This is a genomic window from Colwellia sp. F1, assembly GCF_056238625.1.
This window is the reverse complement of the sequence record NZ_JBWDLI010000005.1, coordinates 97196-110739: the sequence shown is the minus strand read 5'-3', so window position 1 is coordinate 110739 and position 13544 is coordinate 97196. Positions and strand designations below refer to the sequence as shown.

The following is a 13544-nucleotide window of genomic DNA, read 5'->3' as shown; positions in this document are numbered from 1 at the left end:
TTATAATTTTTCAGCAAAAGATATTTGACTATTATTTAAAATTTTGATCTACATCATAACGGCAACAATTTTGGCAGCGTAGACTGTGACATATTGTCGCAGTGAGTTATTTATCACTGCTATTTTCTTCGCCAGAAGTCGATTACTTATGTTTTTATCTATGTTGAAAACACTTGCCAGTTTTGTGTCAACCCCAGCTAAAGCGTTAGCGGTTTTACTCTGTCTTTCGCTGCCAGCGCAGGCTTTATTTGTTAGCCCACCTAAAGATCCCATGCCATTAATTAAAGAGATTTTCTCAGCGCAGACCAAAATTTCTGACAAAAGTGCTGTCATAGAAGGAGGCCCGCTGCTGTGGACTATTTATGGTGAAAGCGAAGACAATAATGAAATTATACTTGGCTATGCGTTTGAAACCAATGACTTAGCAAGAATACCTGCCTACTCAGGTGAGCCCGTTAACATGCTTGTGGCGATAGACACTGAAGGCGTGTATTTAGCTGCGAAAGTGCTTGAACACCACGAGCCGATAATACTCGCGGGTATCCCAGAAAGTAAGCTGCATGACTTTACTGAACAATACCCTGGCTTAAAGGTGAATGACCGCTTAAAAGTTGGTGGTAATAAAACCGAAGGCGTGGTGAACATTGATGGTCTTTCTGGTGCTACCGTTACTGTTATGGTAATGAATGTCGCTATTGTGAGAGCGGCAAAATTGGCAGCCACTTCGTTAGATATTATTCGTTCCAATAAAGAGCCTATTCAACCAATGGGCACCATATATCCAGATGTATTTGAACAGGCAAGCTGGAACACGCTTATTGGTGATGGTTCTATTAGAAAGCTTTATCTGAATAGAAAAACAGTAGACGAAGCCTTTATTGGCACTGAAGCTGAACATGTTGAGGTCGCAACCGCAGAGCAAAAACAAGATATGTTTTCTGAGGTTTACTTTGCACAAGTAGATATTCCAACCGTTGGTCGTAACCTATTAGGTGACACTGAATATAACTACTTAATGTCTAGTTTGAAAGAAAACGAACATGCGGTTGTCTTAATGGGGAATGGGTACTCGTATAAAGGCTCTGGTTATGTGCGCGGCGGAATATTTGATCGTATCCAAATATTGCAAGGGAATAATGCCTTTGCTTTTAGAGATTTAGATCACACACGCCTTTCTGACCTTATGGCAGAAGGGGTACCAGAATTTGCAGAAAAATCAATTTTCATTGTACGAGAAGAGCATGCGTTCAACCCTGCGTCAGATTGGCAACTAGAGTTATTAGTTCGTCGCCAAACGGGGCCTTTAGACAGTATATTTACTAGCTTTAAAGCCGACTACCATACACTAGACAAGTATATTGATCGCCCGCCATTGATTATGCCAACGCCAGAGTTGTCGTTAACAGAAGAAGTGTGGCAAGAGAAAAATACCGAAGTCATTATTTTAATTATTTTACTGGTGATAGTGGTGCTCGCTTTGTTTTTTCAGGATATTCTGGTGCGCCACCCCACCTTTATGCATAACTTTCGCCATCTGTTTTTAATTGTCACAGTAGTGTTTATAGGTTGGTCATGGGGAGGGCAATTATCCGTCGTTAATGTCTTTACTTTCCTGCAAGCTTTTATGTCTGACTTTTCATGGGACTTATTCCTACTTGACCCAATTATCTTTATTTTATGGGGCGCGGCAGCCGTTACCATGATTTTATGGGGGCGTGCGGTTTACTGTGGGTGGTTATGTCCGTTTGGTGCTTTACAAGAGTTAATGAATGTCTTTGCCCGCTATATCAAAATTCCTCAATTTGAATTGCCATGGGCTGTGCATGAACGTTTGTGGGCAATTAAATACCTTATTTTACTCGCTTTGTTCGGCTTGTCGCTTGAGTCTTTAGCCCTTGCGGAACAATTTGCCGAAGTGGAACCTTTTAAAACCACATTCTTATTGAAGTTTGACCGAGAATGGCCGTTTATTTTATATGCTTCAATACTGCTCATTATTAATATATTTAATCGTAAATTCTTTTGTCGTTATCTATGCCCATTAGGTGCAGCCTTATCAACCAGCAATAATGTTCGTTTATTCAGCTGGTTACGCCGTCGTCCTGAATGTGGCCAACCATGTAAAATTTGTGCGACTGAGTGTGAAATTCAAGCGATAAATCCTGATGGTGTTATTAACATGCGTGAATGTCATTACTGTCTCGATTGTCAGGTAACGTATTTTAATGAAGAGAAGTGTCCACCACTTAAAAAAATAGCGTATAAAAAAGCGAAGTATAAAGAAAAAGCAATTGATGTTGTAGAAGTGAAATAAAGTTTATTTAACACATGAAGTACAAAGCGGGTAAAGGTTAATTTTAAAAATAAGCATACTGGAGATAAACAATGAATAATGAAGATAACAAAAATGATGCAGTTGCATTAGACAGCGTTGAACGTCGTAAGTTTTTTGGCAAAACAGCACTTATTGGTGCAGGTGTTGCTGCTGCCCCAATGACAGCGGCCATGTTTACTTCTATGGCAAACGCAAAAGCAAAAGAAGCTGCTAATTCAGCCCATGTAGCACCGGGCGAATTAGACGAATATTATGGTTTTTGGTCAGGTGGTCACTCAGGTGAAGTGCGTATTTTGGGTATTCCATCAATGCGTGAATTAATGCGCATTCCAGTATTTAACCTTGATAATGCGACCGGTTATGGCTTAACTAATGAGTCAAAAGAAGTATTAAATAGCAATTATTTAACAGGTGACTGTCACCATCCACATATGTCGATGACCGATGGTCATTACGATGGTAAGTATGTTTTTATTAATGACAAAGCCAATACTCGTGTTGCACGTATCCGTTGTGATGTGATGAAAACAGATAAAATTTTGCACGTACCTAACACACAAGCAATTCATGGTTTACGTGTACAAAGAGTGCCATACACTAAATATGTTGTCTGTAATGGTGAATTTGAAATTCCCATGAATAACGATGGTAAAGCATCGTTAGAAGATGTTAGCACTTACCGCTCTTTATATAATGTTATTGATGCAGAAACTATGGAAATGGCTTTTCAAGTGATGGTTGATGGTAACCTAGATAACACTGATGCTGACTTTGATGGAAAATACTTTGCCTCAACGTGTTATAACTCAGAAATGGGGATGAACTTAGGTGAAATGATCTCTTCAGAGCGCGATCATGTTGTTGTCTTTAGTTTAGCGGCTTGTGAAGCAGCATTAAAAGCCGGTAAATTTAAAACGTATAATGGTAATAATGTGCCAGTACTTGATGGCCGTAAAGGCTCGGATTTAACGCGTTATATTCCAGTACCTAAATCTCCACATGGACTAAATACTTCACCCGATGGTAAATACTTTGTGGCCAATGGTAAGTTATCACCAACGGTTTCAATTATTGCTATTGAAAAACTTGATGCTCTATTTGCTGATAAAATTAAGCCTCGCGACGCTATTGTTGCTGAGCCAGAGCTAGGTTTAGGGCCATTACACACTGCTTTTGATGGCCGTGGTAATGCCTTTACAACGCTCTTCTTAGACAGCCAAGTGGCAAAATGGAATGTTGAAGATGCTATCAAGGCGCATAATGGTGAGAAAGTTAATTATATCCGAGAAAAAATAGATGTGCATTATCAGCCTGGGCATAACCATACGTCGCAAGGTGAGTCACGTGACGCAGACGGAAAATGGTTAGTAGTATTATGTAAATTCTCTAAAGACAGATTCTTACCTACTGGACCACTTAAACCAGAAAACGATCAATTATTTGATATTTCTGGCGATGAAATGAAACTTGTTCATGACGGACCAACATATGCTGAACCACATGACTGTATTATGGTACACCGTAGCAAAATTAAAACCAAAAAGGTTTGGGATCGTAACGACCCTATGTTTGCGACAACCGTTGCTACCGCAAAGGCTGATGGTGTGAACTTAATGACTGACAATAAAGTTATTCGTAAAGATAAAAATAAAGTAACTGTTTATATGACGTCAGTAGCGCCTAATTATGGTTTAAATGAGTTTAAGGTGAAGTTAGGTGATGAAGTCACTGTTGTTGTTACTAACCTTGACCAAGTAGAAGATGTTACGCATGGTTTTTGTATGACTAACCATGGTGTACAAATGGAAATTAGCCCGCAACAAACATCTTCTATAACCTTTATCGCAGACAAACCAGGTGTGCAGTGGTATTACTGTAACTGGTTCTGTCATGCACTACACATGGAAATGCGTGGCCGTATGTTGGTTGAAGCTTAAGGCAAAGCGACCGAGTACAGTGGCGGGTGCAGGCCTGTTCTGTTTGTGAATAATAATTCATAAACGGTTAAAAAATCTCAATACTTAAGGGTATTGAGATTTTTTTTAGGGGTATACTTATGTCTTTATTGCTGTTTCCTTAAGTTATTTATTTAAGATCAACAGACAAATTCAGATAAAATGTTATGCTACCCCTCTGTTTAAACTAAGTGATGAAATGTCCTTGTTGCTTATGAAGAAGCTTATAAAAAACACTGACGCCAAAGCTTATCAAAAAAGACACCAATAAAGTGATGAAACAAAAGCAATCATTACCCTTGTTGCTACTCCTGTTAATGTTTAGTTATAGCCAATATGCATACTGTCAAGAATATTCAGTAGCCGTTACTGATGATTTACAGCAGGTGCTCGATGCGAGTAAAGATGGCGATATTATTACCTTGCAGGCAGGCAAATACCTTGGCAACTTTGTGATAACTAAGCAAATAACCCTGCGTGGCAATGGCACGGCTAACAGCACAGAACATAAGAGCATTATTGACGCACAGGGCAAAGGACATGCCCTAGTACTTAAAAACTCATTAATAACCATTGAAAACCTCAGCATTATCAATTGGGGAGATGATCTCACCGAGCAAAACTCGGGCATTTACTCTAATGAAAAAATTGCGAACGAAAGGGTGAGCAACTTAGTTATTAATAATAATGAATTGTCAGGCCCTGGTTTTGGTATTTGGTTTAACCATGTTACTAAATCAATAATCTCTAATAACAAAGTTAAGGGCAGCCTAGCATTACGCTCTGCTGACAGAGGCAATGGTATTCAAGTTGCGAATGTCACTCATAGCCATGTTTTTAATAATGAAGTGTGGGAAGCACGCGATGGTATTTATGTTATTTCTAGTCAAAACAATGTGATAGAAGCTAATACCATACATGACTTACGCTATGGTATTCATTATATGTACTCTTATGATAATACGGTCAAAAACAACACCGCTGATAGCACTAGGGCAGGTTATGCCCTGATGAGTTCAAGACGGTTAACCATTACCGGCAATAAAACAACCAACAGCGAAGATTACGGCTTTTTATTAAACTTTATTACGGAGTCTACTTTTAGCAATAACTATATTAACAATGTTTGGACTAAGCCAGAAAACAAAGTGTTAGGACGCGATGGTAAAGGCTTGTTTGTATATAACTCTGGTTATAATACTGTAGAAAATAATACGATTGATACCGCTGAAATAGGTATTCATTTAACTGCAGGCTCAGCCAACATTAAAATATATGGCAATAATTTCATTAACAACCCAACGCAAGTGAAATATGTGTCAAATAAAAAACAAGAGTGGAGCAAAGATGGCCGCGGTAATTACTGGAGCAACTATTTAGGTTGGGATATGAATAACGACGGTATAGGTGATGCCATTTTTGAGCCTAATGACGGCATTGATAAGCTCGTATGGCAATACCCTGAAATGAAAATGATTATGGACAGCCCAGCCATTTTAATTTTACGTTGGGTACAGAAGCAATTTCCTGTATTAAAACCGCCCGGTGTGAAAGACAGTTATCCATTAATGACCCCTCACTCTATTCAAAGTCATACAACCGATCAGTCAACATCACGCGTGAATGATTCTAACATAGCGACATTGCAGGAAGAAAAATTATGAACACTCCACTGGTTTCGTTAGTTGAAGCAGGAAAAACTTATGGTAAATTAACGGCGTTAAATGCGATGAATATGTCACTGAACGAAGGTGAGGTTTTAGGCTTGTTTGGTCACAATGGTGCGGGAAAAACTACTATGATGAAGCTGATTCTTGGGGTGATTTCTCCAAGCCATGGCAGCGTATCTGTTATGGGAGTAGCGCCTGATTCAAAAGAGGCTTGGCATTGTCGCACTAAGGTGGGCTATTTACCTGAAAACGTGAGTTTTTATGAACAATTAACCGGTTTGGAAGTGCTTACGTATTTTGTTAAATTAAAAGGGTTTTCTGGCGCTAATAGTCGTAAAAAAGCCACTGACTTACTCGAGCAAGTTGGCATTACTCATGCGATGAATCGCCAAGTAAAAACATATTCAAAAGGTATGCGCCAACGCCTTGGCTTAGCACAAGCATTTATTGGTGAGCCTAAATTATTACTTCTGGATGAACCAACTGTTGGCCTTGACCCTATCGCCACACGAGACTTTTATAGCACCGTTGACCAGCTTAAATCAAACGGCTCTAGTGTTATTTTATGTTCTCATGTTTTACCCGGTGTTGAACAGCATATAGACCGAGCGATGATTTTATCGGCTGGTAAGCTTTTAGCTGTAGGTACTTTAGCTCAATTGCGACAAAAAGCTGCTTTACCTGTAGCCATTAAACCCATTTCTTTTAAAACAGCAGACTTAAATAGCGCCGTTGCACAAGATTTAACACTACAGCATTTTATAAAAACTGATTGTGCCAACACACTCATGGTGCCAGAGCAGGAAAAAATAGCGGTTTTAAAACAGTTGTTAACTATTGACGGTCTTGACGATATTCACGTTGAATCAGCAAATTTAGAGCAAGTTTATCAGCATTTTTTAGCAAAACATGACAACTTAGCCAAAAACTTGTCAAAACAGGCGTATATGCCAAATGAACAAACGCCGGGGGGGCAGGGGTAATGAAGCAAGTATTGACTGTTGCGAATAAAGAATTTCAAGACGGATTACGTAACCGTTGGCTAGTGTCTATCACCCTTATTTTTGCTCTGCTTTCTATTGGGTTAACTTATTTTGGTGCTGCAGCATCAGGTGCGGTTGGTGTTACTTCGTTATCAACTACCGTGGCCAGTTTAGCAAGCTTGGCCGTTTTTCTTATTCCGTTAATTGCGCTGTTATTAAGTTACGACAGTTTTGTCGGCGAGCAAGAAAGCGGCACTTTATTGTTATTACTGACTTATCCGTTAAGTAAAAGTCAATTGTTGTTAGGTAAATTTATTGGCCAAGGGGGTATAATTGCTCTTGCCACCTTACTTGGTTTTGGTGCCTCAGCTGTGGTTTTATACATGAAGCTGGGTGGTTTAGATATTATTCAAGCCTTTGGTTTATTTATTATTAGTGCAATTTTATTGGGCTTAAGCTTTACCGCTATCGCGTATTTGATTAGCCTAAGCGTGAGTGAAAAGTCAAAAGCAGCAGGTTTTGCTTTAATAACATGGTTTTTATTTGCGCTAGCGTTTGATCTTGCCTTACTTGCCTTACTTGTAGGGGTTGAAGAAGGTGTAACTCAGCAAGGGTTAACACAATTAATGATGCTAAACCCAACGGATATCTTTCGTCTTGTTAACTTAGCTGGCTTAGACAGCAGTGAGGTAAATGGCGCATTATCTGTGGCCATTAACGCAAGCTTATCGCAAACACAGTTGTTTGCTGCTTTAATTGCCTGGATTGTATTGCCATTAACGTTGGCTATCTTTATTTTTAAGAAAAAGAAACTGTAATTTTTAATTTAATGAGAACATTCACCATGAAAACGTACAAACTATTCACGCTCATGACCGCGTTTGCCTTCTTCGCTACGTCGATAATATCTTGCAGCGACAACACAGCACAAAAACAAATATTACATCAAGCCGTGGCGATAGAGTCTGGTGATGAATGCCACTTATGTGGCATGTTAATAACCCGTTTCGATGGCCCTAAAGGTGAAGTTTTTAGAAAAGAATTGGGCGAAAAAGTTTTTAAGTTTTGTTCAACCCGTGACATGTTTAGTTACTACTTAGACCCAGAAAATAAACGCAATGTTGCTCAAATTTTAGTGCACGACATGAGTAAAATGCCTTGGGGTAGTGACAGTATCGATGACAAGCACTTTATTGATGCAAAAGCAGCTTGGTATGTTGCAGGCTCTGAGAAAACCGGCGCCATGGGGCAAACGTTAGCCAGCTTTAGTCAACAGAGCGATGCCAAAGCGTTTGCGAGCGAATTTGGTGGCCAGGTTATCAGCTTTAACCAGATTACCCTTGAGGTTTTACACTAGTTGCTAAGGTAGCTAGTTAATTTAGCAAGCGTTTAGATAAAGCAGTAGCTTATATTCTTTATAGTTAGGCAAGAACTTGCTAGGCTAAGGCAAGTTCTTTATTAAACAGCATTTTATTTAGCATGCTCAAAACAGCCATTGTAACCATTTTTTTTACCTTCCTTATTGCTTGCACTAGCGTGAAGAAAGCCGGTGTTGTCTACCATAATAGTTTTGATTTTTCATTGGTGAAAAGCTATAGCCTGCATGGCAGAAACTCCGCTTTTAGTGAAGCGCAAAACTTGTCAGATATTAGTCGTAACACCATTGAAATTACCATTGAACAAGTCATGGCTAAGCGGAATTTTAGTTACCAAAGCTTAGAGGAAGCCGACATTATCGTGACCTATCACGTTGTTAGCGGTAGTCGAAAAGATTATATTAACTACAATAAAATTGTCCGTTTTTGTCTCCCTTGCTTGCAAGCAACAACATGGCAAACAGCGCAACAATACGGCGAAATTCATCGTGGTAGTTTAATCCTAGACTTGGTTGATCCGAAACAAAATCGCTCTGTTTGGCGTAGTGTTTATGCTTTGGGGTTACAACCGAGAGAAAACAGCGTGGAGACTAACGACAAGATAAAAAAAGCCATCTCAGCGATGTTGGCACAATACCCAGTGAGTTTGTAGCCACGGCAAATAAGTGCCAAAGCAGGTTTTTAAAAATAGCTATGCCTAAAAGAATGCGCTTAACTGGTTTAACAAAGTGTTTAAAAAGCTATTCAACTTGCGGTTGCCTGTCTATAATATCGCACTCACCCATGCCTACACTTAAAATGTAAAAAGACAGAGTAACACTATGAATTTCCCCAATGACGAAACAGGTCAAGTATTAGCAGAGATGCAGCAAGCAGGTATAGATCTAAGTGCAATGCATGATGTGGTGTTTTTTCATTTATTTGAACAAGAAGCACAAGCGCGCGCCATGGCTAAATACCTGAAAGAAAATATAGACGCGGTTAGCATTAAGGTACACCCTGATGAAACACCAAATGTATGGGATGTGGACTGCACCATACAAATGGTGCCAAGTTATGACGCCATTATTAAACAAGAAACTGACTTTGACCAGCTCGTGAGTAAATTTTCTGGTTATACCGATGGTTGGGGTATAGAAGCATAGCATCAGTCAATAGTTAACAATTAAGTTACTTATCTGCTTTATTAATAATTTCAAAAGCAGGTAAGGAAACTTGCCAATAAATGGCTGCTAACCTCATTACTAAAGCGCCCGAAATAGCTATCATAATAACTTCATCTTCCGGCCAACCTAGTGCATGAAAAATAACATATAAACTACCGCCTAGCATGGCAGCAAAGGCATATATTTCTTTGCTTAAAATCATCGGAATAACATTACACAAGACATCTCGAATCATACCGCCAGCAACCCCAGTAATAGTCCCCATTACAATAGCCACTGGTACTGGTGCGCCTAGGGCCATTGATTTTTGTGTTCCTAAGGCAGCAAACACAGCCAAGCCTAGAGCATCAGCAACCAGCAAAAAACGCTTAGGAATACGTCTTGGCCGGCGAATAATAGTAATGGTAAAGATTACGGTCGCTAAAATAACATAAAGATAAGACGGCTCAACCACCCAAAAAACAGGAACCTGTAAAATAGTATCACGGATGGTACCGCCACCAACAGCCGTAACGCAAGCCAACACCACAACACCAAAAGGATCTAGCCTGTACCTGCCGGCCATTAATGCACCAGACAGCGCAAATACAATCACGCCAAACATATCTAAATAGTAGAAAAGTTCACTCATCAGTTATGCGGAGAGTCCACAGTAACAACAGGTAGTTCGGCTTCAAGCCAACCATTCATATCACCGGATAAATGATGTAAGTTGGTAAAGCCATTTTCAGTTAATATACTTTCGGCAAAGTCAGCTCGGCGACCAGAGCGACAATAAACTACAATTTTACTGCTTTTATATTGTTCTAATAAAGCAAGGTTATCTTTAATAGCGTTATGGCTAATATTAATAGCACCAGCAACATGGCCTTCGTTATATTCTTTAGCTGTGCGAACATCTAGTAATACAATATTATTGGGGGCTTTTAAGGCTTCAAGCAAACCTTGTTGCGAAATTTCAGGAACATCACTGGCTAATACAGCAGCGGTGAAAAGGCTCAGCGCTAATACAAAAACTTTAATCATTTTACACATGGTTATTCCTTAATATTAGTAGGGTATTGGTAGTATATATTAGTTACCACTAATGTACTATGTTGTTCTTCAGTATTGCTGAAGTTGTGCTTGTTATACTGTACAAATTAAGTGTTCGGCTTGGGGGGATAATAGCCAAAAGAGGGATAAGTAGGTTAGTTAACTATTGGCAGCAAGCAACTCAATGACAATAGCGAGTAAAACCATTAAAAGTAAACTTAAGTAAATAATGCTGTTAACCTTTCTGCTCGCATTAATAATATCGTTTGCCTGAGGTTGCCTTGCTAAATCATTAAAATTAATTCGACGTAATTTTTCTTGGTTATTGTTGTCATGGTATAAGGCAACACCCCCAAGTCTAATGCTTAAATTCAATGCTAATAATAATAGCGCCAAATTATTGTTAAGACGAAAAAAGTATTGCTTACTTAAATGCCAATACAACGCAAAGTTTTTTCCTAAACTTGTCAATAATAATAATAAAGAAAATACCCTAACAGGGAACCAGGTAATAAGGTTAACCAAGTAATTGCTATAAAAACCAAAATGTCGGTGCGTTACTAGTTTAATATTCCAGCAATAGTGCATTTCTAAGAGCAGTCGGTAGCTTAGTGCCATTAACGGCCCTAGAGTCATAAAAATAAAAGCAACAACATAGCCCTGTTGTAAGGTGCGTAGCAGTTGCATTTCAATGCAAGATTTACTAATTCCTAAATTTGATAATGGCGCTGTTTCTCGCAGCACCCAAGGCGTTAGAGTTTGCTTGGCTAGTGTTTTTTGTTTGGCGTTTAAGGCATGTGCTATGTCATTACTGGCGTTTGTCACGCCAAAAGCACCGAGTGCAACATACAGTAAAAGCCCTTGCCATAAGACGTCTATTTCAATAAAAGACTCAAACATCCATAAAATGATAATCAGGGGGGCTAGAGTAATAATAATCGCCACTAAGCCGGCAATAGTTTGTTGTTTGTCAGCGTTTTGTGGTTTGTTGACTTTAGCGCTGAGTTGATGACAATAAAACTGAAAAAAGCGCAATGGCTCATGCGCAACAAAATGGCTAACAAGCGCTTTTGTTAAGATCACAGCAAGCAATGTTAGTAGTTGGTAACTAAAAGCTGAAAGCGCACTCAATTCAGTCATTGTTTAATCACTTATGTTATTGAAGATAAAAGCGCTGTTTATCAAGCATGACTCTAATCAGGCATGATTTTTTATCAGATATGACTTTTTTATCAAGCATAAACTTAAAGTGCAAGCGTTTTACCTTTCAGTGCGTTGAGCATGTTTATCACCAATGTTGATGAGTTAATCGAGGCAGTGTCTAAATACTCCTCAAAAGAGGTCGGCGACTCTTTGCCTGCAATATCTGAGAGTGAGCGAATAATAACAAAAGGGACAGTAAACTGATGACAAGTATGGGCAATGGCTGCGCCTTCCATTTCAACAGCCACCATAGTAGGAAAGTTAGCTCGCGCTTTCGCAATGTCATCGTCTTTTGTCATAAAGGTGTCACCTGTGGTGATTAAACCAACCATGGCCTGAATACCATCAAGCTGCTCAATCCCTGCTTGTGCAGCATCAACTAAGGCTTGATGAGGTGTATAAGCCGGTGGGTTTGCAGGTAATTGTCCTATTTCGTAACCAAATGCCGTCACATCAACGTCGTGGTAGCGCACTTCAGAGCTTACGACAATATCACCTACTTTAAGTGTGGCGTCAAAGCCGCCAGCAGAGCCAGTATTGACGATATAGTCTGGCTGAAACCGATCAATGAGTATTGCTGTAGCTAGTGCTGCCGCCACTTTACCAATACCCGATTGCACAATAACGACCTCGTTATGGTCAAGTTGTCCTTGATAGAAGACAAAACCTGCATGAGTACTAGTTTCACAATTTGTTAATTTCTCTTTTAAAATGGCAACTTCTGGCTCCATTGCGCCAATAATACCTGCTTTCATGCAGTTCTCTTTAACGGATAAATTTACCTAAGATTATAACTTGCCTTATAAAAAAAAGTCACTCTATATTGTTACCATTGGCTAGATAGCGCTATCACTTGTTTTTAATTGGTTTAATGTAAGAAGCCAGCAAATAATTAATTTGCTGGCTTAAATGCCTGTTAAATTATGGTTTAATCATTAAAGCTGAGTTAAATTAATGAGGCAATGCGGCGACATTTCGTTCTGGCAATCGCCCTGGCATTTGTGCTGCTAATTCTGCTTGAGCGGCAGTTGGACTCAAAGCGCCTGTGTTTTTTGAACGCGCTTTTAACATAGGCGCGGGTATATTTACGCCTTTAATTTTAGGTGTAGCTGCTTTGTTTCCTAACAAGCGAGAATTGATGCAAGTGCGAATTTCATCTAGGGTGTAATTTGCTTTTACCTTGATGCGTAAATGCGGGATTGAAGCCGCTTCTAAAGCGCCGCTAACAAACCAATCTTTTTTAATTTTGTAACCACGCCCTTGTGTATCGACTAAATCTACAGTGCCTAATAATTTCATCGTGCTACGTTCACAAATAACAAAGTCTAAATACTTACCTTGCGCATTGGTAGCAGCTTTCTGGCTTGCTTTATCAGATATGCCATTTCGTATGGTAACAATGTCAGAAAGCTTTACTCGGTTAAGTATGCGGTATTTTGGCCCCATTGCTTGTTCTAATAAATTTTGAAAGTTTTTTTCTGCTGCGGTAAATACACTCGCTTTACTGTCAAAAGGGAAGGGAAAACTGTTGTCATTTAAACGGCTTGCTAATACCGCAACGATAACAACTAAGCTAATTAACGCAAATAAAATAAGTTCCATAAATATCTCCGACAATTCAAATAATTGACACTTTGCTCACTGATATGAGTAAAGTGGTTCTTAATATTGAATAAGCAAAATGTGCGCCAGAAAGTTGCAGCGGGAGGTTTTTATTGTATAAGTCGTCTTTTAGGTGAAGTTGATCGGTAAAACTTTAATAACCAAAAGGTTTTTGTCGCTCTTGGTTATTAATTTGGCGCTATCCTGTCTTCAATGACT

At 39.2% G+C, this 13544-nt stretch carries 13 protein-coding genes; 8 read left to right on the top strand and 5 right to left on the bottom strand.

Going from position 1 to position 13544, the window contains the following annotated elements; all coding sequences use genetic code 11:
- Positions 1–160 precede the first annotated feature (160 nt).
- The 8 genes from nosR (at position 161) to AC0UA9_RS06220 (ending at position 9464) form a co-directional block, all read left to right on the top strand.
- Positions 161–2314, top strand: a complete 2154-nt coding sequence (nosR, locus tag AC0UA9_RS06255; RefSeq protein ID WP_475658835.1) for a transcriptional regulator NosR — start codon at positions 161–163, stop codon at positions 2312–2314.
- Between the two features lie 71 nt (positions 2315–2385).
- Entirely contained in the window at positions 2386–4272 is a 1887-nt protein-coding gene (gene nosZ / locus AC0UA9_RS06250) for a TAT-dependent nitrous-oxide reductase (protein ID WP_475658444.1), read from the top strand.
- Positions 4273–4565: 293 nt separating this feature from the next.
- On the top strand, positions 4566–5954 hold the full coding sequence (locus AC0UA9_RS06245; protein WP_475658441.1) for a nitrous oxide reductase family maturation protein NosD: 1389 nt from the start codon (positions 4566–4568) through the stop codon (positions 5952–5954).
- Positions 5951–6943 (top strand): ABC transporter ATP-binding protein, encoded by a 993-nt coding sequence (locus AC0UA9_RS06240; protein WP_475658438.1) that lies wholly within the window; start codon positions 5951–5953, stop codon positions 6941–6943. The genes AC0UA9_RS06245 and AC0UA9_RS06240 overlap by 4 nt, the downstream gene beginning before the upstream one ends.
- On the top strand, positions 6943–7761 hold the full coding sequence (locus AC0UA9_RS06235; protein WP_475658434.1) for an ABC transporter permease: 819 nt from the start codon (positions 6943–6945) through the stop codon (positions 7759–7761). Before AC0UA9_RS06240 ends, AC0UA9_RS06235 begins: the two co-directional genes overlap by 1 nt.
- Before the next feature lie 26 nt (positions 7762–7787).
- Entirely contained in the window at positions 7788–8300 is a 513-nt protein-coding gene (locus AC0UA9_RS06230; RefSeq protein WP_475658430.1) for a nitrous oxide reductase accessory protein NosL, read from the top strand.
- 122 nt (positions 8301–8422) lie between these two features.
- Entirely contained in the window at positions 8423–8971 is a 549-nt protein-coding gene (locus AC0UA9_RS06225) for a DUF4136 domain-containing protein (protein ID WP_475658427.1), read from the top strand.
- 169 nt (positions 8972–9140) lie between these two features.
- The gene (locus AC0UA9_RS06220) at positions 9141–9464 is read left to right on the top strand and encodes a ribonuclease E inhibitor RraB (protein ID WP_475658424.1); all 324 of its coding nucleotides are present in this window, start codon (positions 9141–9143) and stop codon (positions 9462–9464) included.
- Positions 9465–9489: 25 nt separating this feature from the next.
- On the opposite strand, the gene AC0UA9_RS06215 is transcribed toward AC0UA9_RS06220, so the two are convergent.
- From AC0UA9_RS06215 to AC0UA9_RS06195, 5 genes are all read right to left on the bottom strand, one after another.
- Positions 9490–10116, bottom strand: coding sequence for a trimeric intracellular cation channel family protein (locus tag AC0UA9_RS06215; protein ID WP_475658420.1), 627 nt, complete (start codon positions 10114–10116; stop codon positions 9490–9492).
- Positions 10116–10520, bottom strand: a complete 405-nt coding sequence (locus AC0UA9_RS06210) for a rhodanese-like domain-containing protein (RefSeq protein WP_475658417.1) — start codon at positions 10518–10520, stop codon at positions 10116–10118. The genes AC0UA9_RS06215 and AC0UA9_RS06210 overlap by 1 nt, the downstream gene beginning before the upstream one ends.
- 159 nt (positions 10521–10679) lie before the next feature.
- Entirely contained in the window at positions 10680–11660 is a 981-nt protein-coding gene (locus AC0UA9_RS06205) for a cobalamin biosynthesis protein (protein WP_475658415.1), read from the bottom strand.
- Positions 11661–11764: 104 nt separating this feature from the next.
- Positions 11765–12478, bottom strand: a complete 714-nt coding sequence (gene mtnN / locus AC0UA9_RS06200; protein ID WP_475658413.1) for a 5'-methylthioadenosine/S-adenosylhomocysteine nucleosidase — start codon at positions 12476–12478, stop codon at positions 11765–11767.
- A gap of 196 nt (positions 12479–12674) precedes the next feature.
- Complete coding sequence (locus AC0UA9_RS06195) at positions 12675–13325, bottom strand: DUF2726 domain-containing protein (RefSeq protein WP_475658411.1); 651 nt, start codon at positions 13323–13325, stop codon at positions 12675–12677.
- Positions 13326–13544 lie beyond the last annotated feature (219 nt).